Origin of the sequence: Streptomyces sp. NRRL F-525 (genome assembly GCF_000716605.1) — a bacterium.
Classification (GTDB): domain Bacteria; phylum Actinomycetota; class Actinomycetes; order Streptomycetales; family Streptomycetaceae; genus Streptomyces.
The window spans coordinates 66,240-82,915 of sequence record NZ_JNXE01000034.1 but is presented as its reverse complement, the minus strand read 5'-3'; the positions used below and the strand labels follow the sequence as shown (position 1 = coordinate 82,915).

The window sequence follows — 16,676 nt, the reverse complement described above, 5'->3', positions numbered from 1 at the left end:
CTTCGCACCGCACACAGTCCGGGAGGCGGAGTACGCCTCCCGGACCGGTCCGCCGCCCGCGGGGATGTAGGCGGCGGTGTCCCCCAGCCCACTGGATCCAGTACAGCGGGCCGACCCACGCACGATCCATCGAAGCGCTCCCGTGATGGCCGGAGAAGAGCGCACACACGGGCGCACGGCCACACGACGGGGGCACGTCGCAACCCTGCGTGCAAACCCCGCACTCGCGTACGGACCACAATCCCGCCAACCGGAACAATGCCCCTTAACGCTTGGGATGCGGCGAACTACGCTGGGTTTACGAATGCCGGGTGGTTATGCCAGCGCGGCAGCCGTCTGTGTCGAGGGGTGGCGCATGTCCAGGGAGCAACGCGGGCCGAACGAAAAACTCGGCACCGTTCTCGCCCTCGCGGGAATCAGCAACGCAGGACTCGCGCGTCGCGTCAACGATCTTGGCGCTCAACGCGGGTTGACACTTCGCTACGACAAGACGTCGGTGGCGCGCTGGGTGTCGAAGGGAATGGTGCCCCAGGGTGCCGCCCCGCACCTCATCGCGGCCGCCATCGGCCAGAAGCTCGGCCGCCCGGTGCCGCTCCACGAGATCGGCCTGGCGGACGCGGATCCCGCACCGGAAGTGGGCCTCGCCTTTCCCCGGGACGTCGGCCAAGCCGTGCGTTCCGCAACGGAGTTGTACCGCCTCGACCTCGCCGGCCGCCGTGCGGGAAGCGGCGGCATCTGGCAGTCCCTCGCCGGGTCGTTCGCAGTCAGCGCATACGCAACGCCCGCCTCACGCTGGCTGATAACCCCGGCCGACAGTTCGGTGGCGCGCGAGGCCAACTCCGCGGAGAGCTCCGGGACACCGCTCAAAGTCGGCCACAGCGATGTGCAGAAGCTGCGGGAGGCCGCGGAGGACGCCAGGCGCTGGGACTCCAAGTACGGGGGCGGCGACTGGCGTTCGTCCATGGTGCCCGAGTGCCTCCGGGTCGAGGCGGCACCGCTGCTGCTCGGCTCGTACTCCGACGAGGTCGGCAGAGCGCTGTTCGGTGCGAGTGCCGAACTCACCCGCCTGGCCGGGTGGATGGCCTTCGACACCGGGCAACAGGAGGCGGCGCAGCGGTACTACATCCAGGCGCTGCGTCTTGCCCGCGCGGCGGCGGACGTCCCGCTGGGGGGCTACGTACTGGCGTCGATGTCGTTGCAGGCGACGTACCGCGGCTTCGGCGACGAGGGCGTCGATCTCGCGCAGGCGGCTCTGGAACGCAACCGGGGGCTTGCGACCGCCCGCACGATGAGTTTCTTCCGGCTGGTCGAGGCGCGGTCCCATGCGAAGGCGGGGGACGCGCAGGCTGCCGGGGCGGCGCTGAAGGCGGCGGAGGGGTGGCTCGAGCGGTCCCGGGAGGGGGACAACGATCCGTCCTGGCTGGGCTTCTACGGCTATGACCGGTTCGCGGCAGATGCTGCCGAGTGCTACCGGGACTTGAAGGCGCCTCGTCAGGTGCGGCGGTTCACTGAACAGGCGTTGTCGAAGCCGACGGAGGAGTTTGTGCGGTCGCATGGGCTTCGGTTGGTCGTCTCGGCTGTGGCTGAGTTGGAGTCCGGGAATCTTGACGCGGCTTGTGAGCAAGGGGTTCGGGCGGTGGAGGTTGCGGGGCGGATCTCTTCGGCGCGTACGACTGAGTACGTGAAGGATCTGCTGCACCGGTTGGAGCCGTACGGGGATGAGCCTCGGGTTGTTGAGCTGCGGGAGAGGGCTCGGCCGTTGTTGATGGCGCCCGCCTAGGCGTCTGCCGGGCTTGTGCCGTCTTGCGGGTGCGGGTGCGCTGTGGCTGGTCGCGCAGTTCCCCGCGCCCCTTGCGGGGTTCTGGCTTCCCGGGGTTTGAAGGCATTGTCAGTGGTGCAGTGCACTATCGAAGCCGGGAGGTGGTGCACGTGCGGGCTGGGGTCGGGTACGACTGTGACGTGCTCGTGGTTGGTGGCGGGATCGTGGGGCTGTCCACGGCGTATGCGATCACGCGGGCCGCGCCGGGCACGCGGGTGACCGTGCTGGAGAAGGAGGCCGGGCCCGCCCGGCATCAGACGGGGCGCAACAGCGGGGTGATCCACAGCGGGATCTACTACCGGCCCGGGTCGCTCAAGGCGCGGTATGCGGTGCGCGGGGCTGCCGAGATGGTCAAGTTCTGTGCGGAGTACGGGATTTCGCATGCCGTCACCGGGAAGCTGATCGTCGCGACGGAGCGGGCGGAGCTGCCCCGGCTGCACGCGCTCGTGCAGCGTGGGCGGGAGAACGGCATTCCGGTGCGGGAGTTGGGCGCCGCCCAGATCGCCGAGTACGAACCGGAGGTGCGTGGCCTCGCCGCCATACACGTCGGGACGACCGGGATCTGCGACTACACCGCGGTCGCCCAGCACCTGGCGGACGCGTCCGGCGCCGAGATCCGCTACGGCGCGCGGGTCGCCCACATCGACCGGCGACCGGAGCGCGGGGTCGCCGTCCGTACGGTGACCGCGACCGGCGGTGACGTGGTCCGCGCCCGTGTGCTGGTGAACTGCGCCGGCCTGCACTGCGACGAGGTGGCCCGGCTCACCGGCGACGACCCGGAGATGCGGATCGTGCCGTTCCGGGGCGAGTACTACACCCTCACCCGCCCCGAACTGGTCCGGGGCCTGGTCTACCCGGTCCCCGACCCCGCCTTCCCGTTCCTCGGCGTCCACCTCACGCGCGGCATCGACGGCAGCGTCCACCTCGGCCCGAACGCGGTCCCGGCCCTGGCCCGCGAAGGCTACGACTGGGGCGTCGTACGCCCCCGTGAGATCGCGACGACGGCGACCTGGCCCGGCACCTGGCACATGGCCCGCCGGCACTGGCGCTACGGCGCGGGCGAGCTACGCCGGTCCCTCTCCAAGACCGCGTTCACCGCAGCCGTACAACGCCTCCTCCCGGCGGTGACCCCGGACGACCTGACCCCGTCGGCGGCGGGCGTACGCGCCCAGGCGGTCCTCCGCGACGGCACCCTGGTGGACGACTTCCTGATCAAGGAGGGCCCACGGGCCGTACATGTGCTGAACGCCCCCTCGCCCGCGGCCACGGCCTCGCTGCCGATCGGGCGGGAGGTAGCCCGCCGAGCATTGGCTGTACTGCACCAAGACCGCCGCCCACTCCAAACCCCGGACAGGGCAACCCCTTAAGGGGCGCGGGGAACTGCGCGACCAGCCACAACGCCCCCGCACTCGCCAGACCACACAAGCCACGCAGACGCAAAGGCGCACGCCCAGTAAAATCACCGCATTGTGTCTGACTCCCCCAACACCCCCGAACAGCGAACCCGGCCCAAGGGCGAACCCCGTTTCCCCGGCGGGCCGACACCCGACCCCGCCGGCTCCCACCACGAACGCCGCATCCGAAGCTTCCAGCCCCGCAGAAGCCGCGTAACAGCCGGCCAAGCAGACGCCCTGGAACGCCTGTGGCCCAAGTGGGGCCTCGACATCGACGGCCAACGGAACCTCGACCTCCCCGAGCTGTTCGGAAACGACAACCCGGTCGTCCTGGAGATCGGCTTCGGCATGGGCGAGGCCACCGCCCAGATGGCCGCCGACGCCCCCGCGACGAACATCCTCGCCGCCGACGTACACACCCCGGGCCAGGGCAACCTCCTCGGCCTGGCCGACCACCACGGCCTGACCAACATCCGGGTCGCGAACGGCGACGCGATCATCCTGCTCCGCGAGATGCTCACCCCGGACGCGCTCGACGGCCTCCGCGTGTACTTCCCGGACCCCTGGCCCAAGAAGCGCCACCACAAGCGCCGCCTGATCCAGCCGGAGTTCCTCACCCTCGCCGCGACCCGCCTCAGGCCAGGGGCCACCGTGCACTGCGCGACGGACTGGGAGCCGTACGCGGAGCAGATGCTCGAAGTCCTGGACGCGCACCCGGACTTCGAGAACAGCCAACCCGACGGCGGTTTTGCGCCCCGTCCGGAGTTCCGGCCGCTGACCCGTTTCGAGGGCCAGGGACTGGACAAGGGACATGTCGTGAACGATCTGCTCTTCCGTCGCGTACCCCACGACGACCAGCGCTGACGCCAGGCTCCCTCGCGGGCCGTGCCCTTACCTCGTTAGGGTCGATGCCGTGGCCACCTTTCCGCCGTACCCCCCACACCCCGGCCACCCCGCCGGTGGTGTGCCCGGGCACGGGCCGCGGGTGCGCTGGTGGCAGCGGAACTGGGTCCGCTACGGCGCGCTGATCGCCCTGCTCACGCTCTCCGGGCTGGTCATCCTCGCGCTGGTCCGCCAACAGACCGGCACGGAAGGGTTCTTGGTCGGGCTCGGGCTCGCCGTACTACCCGTACCCCTCCTCGTCGCCGCCTTCCGCTGGCTGGACCGCGTCGACCCCGGCCCCTGGCGGAACCTGCTCTTCTCCTTCGCGTGGGGCGCCTGCGCCGCGGCCCTGATAGCGATCGTCGCCAACAGCTTCGCGACGAGATGGATAGCGACCACGACCGCGGACCCCACCAGCGCGGACACCCTCGGCGCCACCGTCATAGCCCCGATCGTCGAGGAGTCGGCGAAGGCCGCGGCCGTCCTGCTCGTGTTCCTGTTCCGCAGACGGGACTTCACCGGGATCGTCGACGGGGTGGTGATAGCCGGGGTCACCGCCACCGGCTTCGCGTTCACCGAGAACATCCTCTACCTCGGCACCGCCTTCGGCACCGACCAGCTCACCGGCGACCGCGGCTTCACCTCCGTCACCGCGGCGACCTTCTTCGTGCGCATCGTCATGTCCCCTTTCGCGCACCCCCTGTTCACCGTCCTCACCGGCATCGGCTTCGGCCTCGCCGCCCTCTCCCCCGACCGCCACCACGTCCGCCGCGTTCTGATCCCCCTGACCGGCCTCCTCCTCGCGATGGGCATGCACGCGATCTGGAACGGCTCCTCCACCTTCGGCCAGTACGGCTTCTTCGAGGTCTACGGCGTCTTCATGGTCCCCATGTTCGGCCTGCTGACCTGGCTCGCGGTCTGGACCCGGCAACGCGAACTGCGCAGTGTGCGCGAGGAGTTGCCCGCCTACGTGTACGCGGGCTGGCTGATCCCGGCCGAACCGTTCGTGCTCGGCTCGATGAAGGCACGGCGCCTGGCCCGCGAGTACGCCCGCCACCACCTCGGCAGGCAGGCGGCCCGCTCGGTCGCCCAGTACGAGGCGTACGCGACCTCCCTGGCGTTCCTCCGGCACCGGGCCGGGCGGGGCCGCGCCGGCGCCGATTTCGTCGTACGGGAAAGGGAGTTGCTGCACGAGCTGTGGCTGCGCCGGGAGGTGGCGCGGCCCGCGCTGGACTACGCGGCGCGGCGGACGGCGCCGCCGGTACCGGTGGTGGTGCCGCCGTGGCCGCCGGTGTACGGGTCGTACGGGACTCCCCTGTACAACCCGTACCGGTCATAGCCGCGAGGGCACTTACGCCGACGCCTCCGTGAGGCGGGCGATCTCCGCGTCCGTCAGCTCCAGTTCGGCCACGCCCAGCAGGGCGGGGAGTTGCTCCACCGTCCGGGCCGACGCGATCGGGGCCGCGACCGTGGGCTGGGCGGCGAGCCAGGCGAGGGCCACCGTGGCGACCGGGGCGTCGTGGGCCTGGGCGACCTCGTCGAGGGCGGTGAGGACCTTCTGGCCGCGCTCCGATTCGAGGTACTGGGCCGCACGCCCGGCGCGTGGGCTGTCGACCGTCGTACCGGGGCGGTACTTGCCGGTGAGGAAGCCGGCTGCCAGCGAGAAGTACGGGAGGGCCGACAGGCCGCCGCGTTCGGCGACGTCCCGCAGCTCGCCCTCGTAGGTGTCGCGGGAGACGAGGTTGTAGTGGGGCTGGATGGCGACATAGCGCGCCAGGCCCTCGCGGTCGGAGAAGTCCAGGGCCGCCTGGAGGCGCTCGGGCGAGATGTTGGAGGCGGCGATGTGCCGCACTTTGCCCGCCTTCACCAGCTCGTCGAGCGCGCCGACGATCTCCTCGACCGGCACTTCCTCCTTGTCGAAGTGCGGGTAGTACAGGTCGATGTAGTCGGTGCCCAGGCGGCGCAGCGAGGCGTCGGCCGCGGCCTTGATGTTGGCGGCGGACAGGCCGGGGTACTCGGGGTGCTGGCTGACCTTGGTGGCGATGACGACGTCGGAGCGGTTGCCGCGGGCCTTGAGCCACTTGCCGATGACGGTCTCGGACTCACCGCCCTTGTTGCCCTCGATCCACGCCGTGTACGAGTCGGCGGTGTCGACGAAGTTGCCCCCGGCGGCCGTGTAGGCGTCGAGCACGGCGAAGGAGGCCGCCTCGTCGGCGGTCCAGCCGAACACGTTGCCGCCGAGGTTCAGCGGGAAGATCTCCAGGTCGGACCGGCCCAGCTTGCGAAGAGAAGTCATGCTTCACCTCAACCGCCGGACCGGAACCGGATATTCCAGACCCTCAGGGGTTGAGGCCCTTGCTGCGCAGCCAGGGCGCCGGGTCGCTCGCGGTGGCGGCGCCGTTGATGTGCACCTCCAGGTGGAGGTGCGGCCCGGTCACGTTGCCGGTCGCGCCCACCCGGCCGATGACCTCGCCGGTGGAGACCTTCTGCCCGACGCTGACGTTGATCGAGGACTGGTGGCAGAACCACAGCTCGGTGCCGTCGTCCAGGGTGAGGATCGTGCGGTACCCGTACGACCCGGCCCAGCCCGCCTCGGTGACCGTGCCGCTGTGGATGGCCTTGATCAGCGTGCCGGTGGGCGCGGCGAAGTCGAGGCCCGTGTGATACCCGGAGGACCACATCGAACCGGCCTGGCCGAAGGTGCCGGTGATCGTGTACGAGCCGACCGGCAGCGTGTACTGCTTGGCCAGCGCGGCGAGCTTCGCGGCCTCCGCCTTCTTCGCGGCGGCGGCCTCCGCGGCCTTCTTCGCGTCGGCGGCCTTCTTCGCGGCGTCCTTCTCGGCCTTGGCGGCGGCGTCGTCGACCTGCTTGGCGACGGCGGCCTCGACTGCGGCCTTCGACTTGCCGTCGACCTGCACCTGCTGCGACTCGGCCTGCGCCATGATCCGGTTGCGCAGCAGCTCACCCGCGTCCGAGGCGCCCTTGGCGGTCTCGGTGGTGGAGACGCCGACACTGCTGAGCGCGGTCGCGGAACCCTTGGGGGTACTGCTGGACGAGTCGTCCAGCAGATGGCCCACCGAGGGCAGGTCGGGCAGGGAGATCGAGACCGGCGGCTTGCCGGTGTTGGCGCTGGCCATGCCGCCCGCGCTGACGGCGGCTATGACACCGACGCCCAGGACGGTGGAGCTGCGGGCGAATCCCCCGCCACCACGCTGCTTGGCGACACGGTGCTTGCCGCGGTTGGGAGCAACGGACTCCGCGCTGGGATTCCACTCCTCCCAGGGGCCCTCGTCGGGGCGGTAACCGCCGTAGACGACAGGGGCTTCTGGGGCAGCCTGGTTGGACGCCACGTGGGCGTGCTCCTTTCCTTCCTTCTCGCCTACCGGGTTAGCTGACGGGTTCGGAGCAGGAAGGTCTCCTACGCGCGTAAACCGGCCGTGTTTCCACGGCAGTCGACGAGCGATTCACCCCAAGTGGTGGTTCCCCGGTTCCCTCGCGGGATTCGGCGCGTGCGCACGGAGCCATCTCTTGTGACGGCTGGGACGACCGCGCTGCGTTATCGAACGTTAATAGACACGGGCGCCCGTTTCCAAGCTGTTCGGCTTGATCATTAACCTTTCCTTGCTGGACGAAGGGCCCACCACCGGCGAAAAACGGGCGAGTTGGCCAAGTCTCAGAATTCCCACAGGTATTGACGGCATGTCAGTTGTTATGCGGAGGGCTCCCACCCGATCACCCCCCGTAGTAACGGTCATGGATGGCGTACGGCGATCATCGCCATGTCGTCCGTCATCCAGCCCCCGGAGTACCGGCGCACCTCCTTGGCGAGGATGCCGAGCAGTGCCCCGGGGGTGCGGAAGGTCCGGCCGGCCAGCCGTGCGGCCGGGTCGTAGAAGACCCCGCGGGCGTCCCGCGCCTCGGACAGCCCGTCGGTGTACACGAGAAGAGTGGCCCCGCCCGGGAACGCGAACTCCTCGGCGCGGTCGGGCCAGACCCCCAACTCACCCATTCCCAGGGGCAGTGCGGGCTCCTGGACCTGCAACGTGCTTACGGTGCCGTCCACTTGAAGGAGCAGCGGCGGCGGGTGCCCCCGGTCGACGATCCGTACGACGCCGTCGCCGTGCGGGAGTTCGGCGAGGACGGCCGTGGTGAACCCCTCGAAGGCGTCGAGCCCGTCGCGCCGGGTGCCCTCGCGCGCCAGCGCCCGCTCCAGCCGCTGCGCGACCGCCTCCAGGGTGGCCTCCTGCTCGGCGGCCTCCCGGAACGCCCCGATGACCACGGCGACGGCGGCAACCGCGCCCATGCCCTTGCCGCGCACGTCCCCGACGACCAGCCGTACGCCGTGCGGGGTGTCCTGCACCGCGTACAGGTCGCCGCCGATGAACGCGCCCTCCTGCGCCGCCTCGTAGCGGGCCGCGATCTCGAACCCGCCGATGCGCTCGGCCGGTTCGGGCAGGACGGCGCGCTGGGCGGCCTCGGCGATCTCGCGCGCGGAGGCGAGCTGTTCGCTGCTGCGGCGGACCAGGGCGTTGATCAGCACGGCGAGGACGGCGACCGTCGCGACGGTGGCCGCCTCGGTGATCGCGTCGGTGTGCAGGACGATGCCGAGCCTGAGGTGGATCGCGAGGACCACGGCGACGGAGGCCAGACCGGTGAGCACGGTGCCGCGCCGCGAGTAGAGCGGGGCGGCGACCAGCGGGGCGGCGGTGAAGAACGGGGCCGCGGTGAAGTCCTGCGGGGTGAAGTAGTCGTAGAACGCCCCGACGATCAGCAGCAGCGCCGGCAGCCGGTGGACGAAGGTGCGGGCGTAGGAGATGCGCCGTCTCTCGACGGGGCCGAGGCCCGGGTCGGGCACGGGATCGCCGGGCAGGCGCCCGCCGGCTCGCACGTACGGACCCTCCTCCTCCACGGATCCAGTTTTTCGTGGTGGGGAGGGGGCGGCGAGCGGTGTGGGCCGATCGAGGAGACCGAGAGGGAAGGGGAGAAACACCAAGGGCCGGAATCCATTTCTGGATTCCGGCCCTTGGCCTTAGTAGCGGGGACAGGATTTGAACCTGCGACCTCTGGGTTATGAGCCCAGCGAGCTACCGAGCTGCTCCACCCCGCGCCGTTGTGATTGCAACTATACGCCATCCGCGGGGTCCGATGTCACACAGGTTTCAGTCGGCGGTGTTACCGGCGTGCGTGAGGGTCTCCCAGGAGACGAAGAGGTCGTCGCTGCCGGCCGGGCGGGTGGACTCGACGAGCTTGTGCGCGGCGGGCACCTTCACGCCGAGCCTGCCCTCCAGGTGGTTGACGGCGACCTCCAGGTCGGGGCCCATGTTCCGGTCGACCTTGCCGCCGCAGAGCCAGGCGGGCGCGGGCTCGCCGAGCTGGTAGCGGGCGTGGAACTCGAGCGCCGCCTTCAGCCGGTCCTTGACGCCGTCGTAGAGGTCGACGCCCTGGTGCCAGGCGGTCTCGGCGATGTGCGCGGTGGCGGCGAGGGAGTACCCGACGTGCTTGAAGTTGCGGCAGGTCTCCTGGGCGACGCCGTCCTTGAACGTCGTCTGCTTGAACCAGTACGTCGTCAGCTTCTGCGGGGTGGTGAGTTTGGAGCCCACCGGGGTGAGCGGGACCTTGCCGTCCTTGGCGAGGTAGAAGTAGGCGGGCACGCGGTCCTGGAAGCGTTTGACGGCGGCGTCGAAGGCCTTGTGGTCGTCGAGGAAGACGGCGATGCCGATCGCCGCGTCCGTCATCGCGAGGTCCCAGTTGCCGTTGTAGTCCGGCAGGTCCTTGGTGACCTCGGGCTCGTAGGCGGTGCGCAGCATCGTCCCGAACCGCTTGACCCGGTCCGCCGGCCAGCCCGCGCCGGGCGCGTACCGCACGATCTCCGCCGCGCGCGCCCAGGTCGAACCGGCCCACGCGGTCTGCAGTCCGGCGTCGTCGGAGGTGTGCTCCTTCATCTTCGCCGACCAGTCGTCCATGATCTCGCGGGCCTTGAGCGCGTGGTGCTGCTTGCCGGTGATGCTGAACAGCAGGGCCTGCGTGTACGCCGCGATCGCGTCCTCGCGCTCCTCGACGCAGCCGTGCGCGGCCTTGCCGTTCCAGGGGCAGTCGACGTCGGCGTACGGCTTCGCCGTGTACTTGTACGACCCGTACTTGCTGTCCCGCATCCCGAAGTACGCCTTCAGCCAGGGCTGTTTGCCGGCGGCCACGTTCTTGCGTACGGCGTCCAGCTGGCCCTTGCTGACGAGCACCCCGGGGTGGGTGAACGCGGCGCTCGCGGGGAGTGCCCGGGCCATGGTCCGGCTACCGGTGTCCGCCGATCCGCAGGAGGCGAGTAGCCCTACGGCTACGGAAGCGCCCAGCACCGCGACTGCCCTCATGTGTCCTACCTCCGCGTCGTCCTCCGCACCGGTCCTTTGTGAGCGTTACCTGGGGGGCGGTGGGGCGCAGGATTTGATGGGCCGGTCGGGGAGCCGGGGGGGGAGGTAGGTGTTCTGGAAAAGCGTGACACTTTTCGCGGAAGTGTCACACTTTTCCGGGGAAGGGGTCCCGGGTCAGCCCAGCAGATGACGGTTCGGCGCCTTCGCCCGCTCCCCGTGCTCCGGCAGTACGACCACGGAGACCCCCCGCGCCGCCAGCATCCCGCTGCCGTCGGCCGCCGTCACGAACGTGTCCGGCTCGCGCCAGGCCGTCACCACGCGCCGTACCCCCGCGTCGAGGATCAGCCGGGCGCAGGGCTTGGGGCGGGAGGCGCGGTGGGTGCAGGGTTCGAGGCTGGTGTAGACCGTGGCCGTGGGGAGGCGGGGGTCCGCCGGGTCGATCTTCGCCAGCGCCGCCTCCTCCGCGTGGACCACCGGGTCGCCGGCCTCGCGGGAGTGGCCCCGGGACAGTTCCGTGCCGTCCTCCGCCACCACCACCGCGCCGACGCTGAACGCCGTCTCCGAGGGCGGGCACTCCGCCGCCAGGTCGCAGGCGAGGTCGAGCCAGTGGTGGTCGGCGGCGGAGGGAAGGGCGTCGGCGCCGGGGGCGGTGGGCTCGTAGCGCATGAGTACTACGTCCTCGATGGGGCGGGTCTCGACGAGACGCAGGCGGCCTGACTGGTACCTGCCCGGGCCGAAGAGGCGGGGGGCCTTGTCGTCGCCGACGAACAGGGGGGAGAGGACCAGGTGGAGTTCGTCGGCCAGGCCCTGCTGGAGGAGCTGGGTGTGGACCGTGCCGCCGCCCTCGACCATCAGGCGGTCAACTCCCCTTACCGCGTGCAGGTGTTCAAGGAGGGCGCGCCAGTCGAGGGTCGGGCCGAGCGACACCACGTCCGCCGCCAGGGCCAGTTCGCGTACCCGGTCCGCGCCCCCGTCCGTCGTATAGACGAGCTTCTCGCCGCCCGTGTGCCAGAAGTTGGCCGTCGGGTCGAGGTCGCCGGAGGCGGTGACCGTGACCTTGAGGGGGTATTCCGGCTTGCCCTCGGCTACTCGACTCGCCCTGCGCTCAGGCGAGTTGACCAGGAGGCGGGGGTTGTCCGCGCGGATCGTGCCGGCACCGATGAGGATCGCGTCGACCGATGCCCGGACCTCGTCGACGCGGTCGAAGTCGGCGGGGCTGGAGAGGAGCAGGCGGTCGGGGCCGGTGTCGTCGAGGTAGCCGTCGAGGGAGACGGCGGCGGACAGCAGGACGTAGGGGACGTACGGGTGGGGCATCGACGCGCTCTCTCTCCGAGGCGGGCGGGGCTGGGCGGAACGGTGGGGCTTGGTTCAAGTTTGAAACAAAACTACACTGGGGGCATGACGACCCGCTGGCTCACCGCCGAGGAGCAGCGCGCCTGGCGCGCGTACATCGCCGCGACGCACCTCCTGGAGGACGCGATCGACCGGCAGCTCCAGCAGGAGGCCGGCATGCCCCACCTGTACTACTCCATCCTCGCCAACCTCTCCGACGTCCCGGACCGCCGGCTGCGGATGACCGACCTCGCCGAGAAGTCGAAGATCACCCGGAGCCGGCTGACGTACGCCGTGACCCGGCTGGAGAAGGACGGGCTGGTGCGGCGGGAAGGGTGTCCGAGCGACAAGCGCGGCAGTACCGCCGTCCTGACCGACGCGGGGATGGAGGTGCTGGAGCGTACGGCGCCGGGGCATGTCGAGACCGTACGGGCCGCGATCTTCGATCACCTCACCCCGGAGCAGGTGGGGCAGCTGGAGGAGATCAGCGCGGGGATCGCGCGGGCGCTGGAGGAGCCGGAGGACGTGCCGTGGCGGCGCCGTTCCACTCCCTCCTGTTCGTGACCCGTCCCACAATTCTGTTGCTTCAAATTTCAAGCATGAGGTAGTCTCCGTGATCGTGGATGTGTTTCAAAACTGAAGCACATCAATGACGCACATCCGCGTACCTGCCGCCGGACCACGGAGACCCGCATGCCCGACTTCCCCGCCGCCACCCCGCGTGCCCGCGTCCGGGTACCGCTGCGCTTCCAGGACGGCTACGGCGTCGACGCCGAACTCGTCACCTTCCACGGCCTGACCGACGGCCAGGAACACGTGGCGGTCGTCCTCGGCAACCCCGCGCCCGGCACCACCCCGCTGGTCCGGCTGCACTCCGAGTGCCTGACCGGCGACGTCTTCGGCTCCGCCCGCTGCGACTGCGGCCCCCAGCTGCGCGAGGCCGTCGAGCGCATCGCCGACCGCGGCGGTGTCCTGCTCTACCTGCGCCAGGAGGGCCGCGGCATCGGCCTCTACAACAAGCTCGACGCGTACGCCCTCCAGGACCAGGGCCTCGACACGTACGCCGCGAACACCGCGCTGGGCCTGCCCGAGGACGCCCGTGACTACACGGCCGCCGCGCAGATGCTCACCGCCCTCGGGATCACCTCCCTGGACCTGCTCTCCAACAACCCCGACAAGGCCGACCAGTTGCGCGGTCTCGGCATCGACGTGCACGACCGCGTCCCGACCGGCGTGTTCACCACCCCGCACAACGTCCGGTATCTACGCGCGAAGGTCCTGCAGACCCAACACACGCTGCCGCTGGGCCAGTTGACGGAGCTGAACGCGGGCTGACGGGGCCGGGCGGGGGCTGAGCCGCGCGGCGATGGTGTAGCGGGCTACACCATCCATTCGGGAGGGCACTCCCTCGTGCCGTGGAGCGGCCGACGGAAGGGTTGAGACCACGATCTCGACCGACCGCCGACGTGGAGGCCTTCCCCAGCCATGGCTACTCTCCTTTACCGCTTGGGCCGTGTGGCCTTCCGGTGGCGCTGGTTCGTCACCCTGTTGTGGGTGGCGGTCCTCGGCGCCGTCGGTTTCGCCGCCGCCAAGGCCCCGGCCGCCCCGGACGACGGCTTCACAATGCCCGGCATCGAGTCGCAGCGCGCCTTCGACCTGCTGGAGCAGCGCTTCCCCGGCACCGCGGCGGACGGCGCGAACGCCCGGATCGTCTTCGTCGCCCCGAACGGCGAGAAGGTCACCGCGACGGAGAACAGGGCGGCGATCGAGAAGCTGGTCACGGAGGCGGCCGACGGTTCCCAAGTCGCCTCCGCCGTCGACCCGTTCGCCGCGAAGGCGGTGAGCAAGGACGCGTCGACGGCGTACTCCACCGTCACCTTCAAGGTGAAGGCCGACGACCTCACCGACGCCGCCAAGACCCATCTGGAACGGGCCATCGACACGGCCAAGAAGGCGGGCCTGACCGTCGAGGTCGGCGGCGACGCCCTCGCCACCCAGCCCGCCGCCGGCGGCAGCGCCGAGGCGATCGGCATCGCGATAGCGGCCGTGGTCCTGCTCATCACCTTCGGTTCGCTGGCCGCGGCCGGCCTGCCCCTCCTCACCGCGATCCTCGGCGTCGGCATCAGCATGTCCGCGGTCCTCGCCCTGGGCAGCGCCTTCGGCCTCTCCGAGACCACCGGCACACTGGCCACGATGCTCGGCCTCGCCTGCGGTATCGACTACGCGCTGTTCGTCGTCTCCCGCTACCGGGAGGAGCGGGAGAAGGGCCACGCGCCGCGCGAGGCGGCGGGGCTCGCGGCCGGTACGGCGGGTTCGGCAGTGGTGTTCGCCGGACTGACCGTTGTCATCGCCCTGGCCGGTCTGTCCGTCGTCGGTATCCCGATGCTGACGAAGATGGGCCTGGCGGCGGCGGGCGCGGTCCTCCTGTCGGTCCTGATCTCCCTCACCCTGGTCCCGGCCGTCCTCGGCTTCTGGCCGAACGCCGTCCTCTCGCGCCGCGAACGGAAGGGCAAGGCCAAACGGGGTAACGGCGAGAACGGGGGCAGCCGTTGGGCCCGCCTGGTCGTCCGCCGCCCGATCCCCGTCCTGCTGCTCGGCGTCGTGGGCCTCGGCGCGATGGCCCTGCCCGCCCTCAACCTCCAGCTCGGCATGCCCGGTGACGAGGCCAAGTCCACGGCCACCACCGAACGCCGCGCCTACGACGACCTCGCGAAAGGCTTCGGCCCCGGCTTCAACGGCCCCCTGACCATCGTCGTGGACGCGAAGAAGGCGGACGACGCGAAGAGCGCTGTAGCGACGATCTCGAAGGAGATCGCGGCGACGGACGGGGTGGTCTCCGTCTCACCCGCGCACTTCAACTCGGCAGGCGACACAGCGGTGTTCAGCGCGACCCCCGCGACCAGCCCCACCGACGAGAAGACGAAGGAGCTCGTCCAGACGATCCGCGGCGAACGGCCCGGTATCGCCTCCGACGCGGGCGCGAGCTTCGAGGTGACCGGCACCACCGCGCTGAACATCGACGTGGCGCAGAAGGTCCAGGACGCGCTGATTCCCTACCTGGCACTGGTGGTCGGCCTGGCGATCGTCCTCCTGCTCCTCGTCTTCCGTTCCCTCCTCGTCCCGCTCAAGGCGGCACTCGGCTTCCTGCTCTCCGTGCTCGCGGCGCTCGGCGCGGTCGTCGCGGTCTTCCAACAGGGCCACGGAGCCTCGCTGTTGGGCGTCGACCAGACCGGCCCGATCATGAGCCTGATGCCGATCTTCCTGGTGGGCATCGTCTTCGGCCTCGCCATGGACTACGAGGTGTTCCTGGTCTCCCGGATGCGCGAGGCGTACGTCCACGGGGACGGGCCCGGTCAGGCGATCGTCTCCGGGTTCCGGCACAGCGCCCGGGTGGTCGTGGCCGCCGCGCTGATCATGATGGCGGTGTTCTCGGGCTTCATCGGCGCGGGCGCCTCGATGATCAAGATGATCGGCTTCGGGCTGGCCATCGCGGTCCTGTTCGACGCGTTCGTGGTCCGGATGGCGATCGTGCCGGCCGTCCTCTCCCTGCTGGGCAACAAGGCCTGGTACCTGCCGAGTTGGCTGGACCGCCTCCTCCCCCGCATGGACGTCGAGGGCGAGGCCCTGAGCCGCAAGGTCCCGGCGCCGGTCACCGACCCGCCCACCGCCCGGCTCACTCCGGTCCCCTGACTCCCCCCAGACCGGGGCCGCCAAGAGCGGAGGCGGCCTCGCGGTGCCGGATCCCGTGGGGACGGGGACCGGCGCAAGTCCCGGGCCCGGCGACGGGGCACTCCCCCCGCCCGTCGCCGGGCCCGCGGACGTCCACACCTCACCAACTCGCCCACCAGAGAGGGCACTTCGATGAAAACCTCAGTGCAGGCCGGCGTGGCCGGGCTCCTCGCCTGCGGCACCCTGCTCACCGTCGTCCTGGTCACCCGCGACGGCGACGGCAACGGCGACAGCCACACCGGCATCGCCTACTCGGCCCAGTCCAAGGGCCCGTACGTGGCCCTCGGCGACTCCTACACGGCCGGCCCCGGCATCACCGACCCCACCGGCACCCCGGCGGGCTGCGACCGCTCCGCCGGCAACTACCCGGCCCTCGTCGCCGCCGAACTCGGCCTGAAGGGCGGGAACTTCCGCGACGTGAGCTGCAGCGGCGCCACGACCGCCGACCTCGCGGGTTCGCAGCACACGGACGACGGCACCAACTCCCCCCAGCTCAGGGCACTTTCGTCCACCACCCGCCTGGTCACCGTAGGCATCGGCGGCAACGACATCGACTTCAGCTCGATGATCAAACGGTGTGTGGCGATGGGCGCGCTGTACGAGATGACGGGCAGCGGCAAGTACATCACCGAGGACGCACCGTGCGAACGGAACTACGTCAGGGGCGACTCCGACGCGGTGAAGACGAAGATCGCCACGGCGGGCGAACGCCTCACCCGGGTCCTGACCGAGGTCAGGCGCCGCGCCCCCGAGGCCCGGGTCTACGTCGTCTCGTACCCGGCGATCCTGCCGGCCGACAGCGCCGACTGCGGCCGGGAGATGTCCCTCGCACCGGGCGACGTGACCTTCCTCCGCGAGAAGGAGCAACAGCTCAACTCGATGCTGCGGCAACGGGCTTCGGAGGCGGGAGCGGCCTACGTCGACACGTACACGCCCTCCGCCGACCACAACGCCTGCACGGCGAAGGACACCCGCTGGATCGAACCGCTCGTACCGCAGAGCCCGGCGGCGCCGGTGCATCCGAACGCGCGGGGTGAGCGGGGCATGGCGGACGCGGTACTGCACACGATCAAGTCGGCGCTGTAGGGCGCTAGTTCACGCTCCAAGATGTCAACCCGCGAGTACGCAACCTAAGTTGCACCCGTGGGCACTGTG

Annotated in this window: 13 protein-coding genes, 1 tRNA gene and 1 riboswitch; of the genes, 8 read left to right on the top strand and 6 right to left on the bottom strand. The window is 70.5% G+C overall.

The genetic code is table 11. The features are described from left to right. Positions 1 to 355 precede the first annotated feature (355 nt). The 4 genes from OO69_RS36295 to OO69_RS36280 all read left to right on the top strand — a co-directional run bounded on the left by OO69_RS36295 (position 356) and on the right by OO69_RS36280 (position 5,434). The gene (locus tag OO69_RS36295) at positions 356 to 1,780 is read left to right on the top strand and encodes a hypothetical protein (RefSeq protein WP_026151123.1); all 1,425 of its coding nucleotides are present in this window, start codon (positions 356 to 358) and stop codon (positions 1,778 to 1,780) included. A gap of 119 nt (positions 1,781 to 1,899) precedes the next feature. Next, positions 1,900 to 3,186 (top strand): L-2-hydroxyglutarate oxidase, encoded by a 1,287-nt coding sequence (gene lhgO, locus OO69_RS36290; protein ID WP_051801447.1) that lies wholly within the window; start codon positions 1,900 to 1,902, stop codon positions 3,184 to 3,186. 102 nt (positions 3,187 to 3,288) lie between these two features. Next, positions 3,289 to 4,077, top strand: a complete 789-nt coding sequence (trmB, locus tag OO69_RS36285; RefSeq protein ID WP_033285156.1) for a tRNA (guanosine(46)-N7)-methyltransferase TrmB — start codon at positions 3,289 to 3,291, stop codon at positions 4,075 to 4,077. Between the two features lie 49 nt (positions 4,078 to 4,126). Then, the gene (locus OO69_RS36280; RefSeq protein ID WP_033285155.1) at positions 4,127 to 5,434 is read left to right on the top strand and encodes a PrsW family intramembrane metalloprotease; all 1,308 of its coding nucleotides are present in this window, start codon (positions 4,127 to 4,129) and stop codon (positions 5,432 to 5,434) included. 12 nt (positions 5,435 to 5,446) lie between these two features. On the opposite strand, the gene OO69_RS36275 is transcribed toward OO69_RS36280, so the two are convergent. The 6 genes from OO69_RS36275 to OO69_RS36250 all read right to left on the bottom strand — a co-directional run bounded on the left by OO69_RS36275 (position 5,447) and on the right by OO69_RS36250 (position 11,774). Next, complete coding sequence (locus OO69_RS36275) at positions 5,447 to 6,391, bottom strand: aldo/keto reductase (protein WP_033285154.1); 945 nt, start codon at positions 6,389 to 6,391, stop codon at positions 5,447 to 5,449. Positions 6,392 to 6,434: 43 nt separating this feature from the next. After that, on the bottom strand, positions 6,435 to 7,445 hold the full coding sequence (locus OO69_RS36270; protein ID WP_033285153.1) for a M23 family metallopeptidase: 1,011 nt from the start codon (positions 7,443 to 7,445) through the stop codon (positions 6,435 to 6,437). 11 nt (positions 7,446 to 7,456) lie between these two features. Then, positions 7,457 to 7,613, bottom strand: a riboswitch (cyclic di-AMP (ydaO/yuaA leader). A 233-nt stretch (positions 7,614 to 7,846) separates the two neighbouring features. Beyond that, positions 7,847 to 9,004, bottom strand: a complete 1,158-nt coding sequence (locus OO69_RS36265; RefSeq protein WP_033285152.1) for a PP2C family protein-serine/threonine phosphatase — start codon at positions 9,002 to 9,004, stop codon at positions 7,847 to 7,849. A gap of 124 nt (positions 9,005 to 9,128) precedes the next feature. Next, positions 9,129 to 9,202: transfer RNA gene (locus OO69_RS36260), tRNA-Met, on the bottom strand. Positions 9,203 to 9,254: 52 nt separating this feature from the next. Continuing rightward, positions 9,255 to 10,460 carry an alginate lyase family protein gene (locus OO69_RS36255; RefSeq protein WP_033285151.1) on the bottom strand — a complete coding sequence of 402 codons (1,206 nt, stop codon included), beginning with the start codon at positions 10,458 to 10,460 and terminating at the stop codon, positions 9,255 to 9,257. A gap of 174 nt (positions 10,461 to 10,634) precedes the next feature. Further along, complete coding sequence (locus OO69_RS36250) at positions 10,635 to 11,774, bottom strand: dihydrofolate reductase family protein (protein WP_033285150.1); 1,140 nt, start codon at positions 11,772 to 11,774, stop codon at positions 10,635 to 10,637. An 84-nt stretch (positions 11,775 to 11,858) separates the two neighbouring features. Here OO69_RS36250 and OO69_RS36245 point away from each other — a divergent pair, with 84 nt between their 5' ends. From OO69_RS36245 to OO69_RS36230, 4 genes are all read left to right on the top strand, one after another. After that, the gene (locus OO69_RS36245) at positions 11,859 to 12,356 is read left to right on the top strand and encodes a MarR family winged helix-turn-helix transcriptional regulator (protein ID WP_033285149.1); all 498 of its coding nucleotides are present in this window, start codon (positions 11,859 to 11,861) and stop codon (positions 12,354 to 12,356) included. Positions 12,357 to 12,485: 129 nt separating this feature from the next. After that, the gene (locus OO69_RS36240) at positions 12,486 to 13,127 is read left to right on the top strand and encodes a GTP cyclohydrolase II (RefSeq protein ID WP_033285148.1); all 642 of its coding nucleotides are present in this window, start codon (positions 12,486 to 12,488) and stop codon (positions 13,125 to 13,127) included. A gap of 150 nt (positions 13,128 to 13,277) precedes the next feature. After that, positions 13,278 to 15,482: an MMPL family transporter gene (locus tag OO69_RS36235; protein WP_033285147.1), complete on the top strand. Its 2,205-nt coding sequence runs from the start codon at positions 13,278 to 13,280 to the stop codon at positions 15,480 to 15,482. Between the two features lie 171 nt (positions 15,483 to 15,653). Continuing rightward, positions 15,654 to 16,607 carry an SGNH/GDSL hydrolase family protein gene (locus tag OO69_RS36230; protein WP_033285146.1) on the top strand — a complete coding sequence of 318 codons (954 nt, stop codon included), beginning with the start codon at positions 15,654 to 15,656 and terminating at the stop codon, positions 16,605 to 16,607. Positions 16,608 to 16,676 lie beyond the last annotated feature (69 nt).

Coding starts and splice junctions, on each gene's coding strand:
- OO69_RS36295 (WP_026151123.1), top strand. CDS start 356: ATGTCCAGGGAGCAACGCGGGCCGAACGAAAAACTCGGCACCGTTCTC.
- OO69_RS36275 (WP_033285154.1), bottom strand. CDS start 6,391: ATGACTTCTCTTCGCAAGCTGGGCCGGTCCGACCTGGAGATCTTCCCG.
- OO69_RS36255 (WP_033285151.1), bottom strand. CDS start 10,460: ATGAGGGCAGTCGCGGTGCTGGGCGCTTCCGTAGCCGTAGGGCTACTC.
- OO69_RS36250 (WP_033285150.1), bottom strand. CDS start 11,774: ATGCCCCACCCGTACGTCCCCTACGTCCTGCTGTCCGCCGCCGTCTCC.
- OO69_RS36245 (WP_033285149.1), top strand. CDS start 11,859: ATGACGACCCGCTGGCTCACCGCCGAGGAGCAGCGCGCCTGGCGCGCG.
- OO69_RS36240 (WP_033285148.1), top strand. CDS start 12,486: ATGCCCGACTTCCCCGCCGCCACCCCGCGTGCCCGCGTCCGGGTACCG.
- OO69_RS36235 (WP_033285147.1), top strand. CDS start 13,278: ATGGCTACTCTCCTTTACCGCTTGGGCCGTGTGGCCTTCCGGTGGCGC.
- OO69_RS36230 (WP_033285146.1), top strand. CDS start 15,654: ATGAAAACCTCAGTGCAGGCCGGCGTGGCCGGGCTCCTCGCCTGCGGC.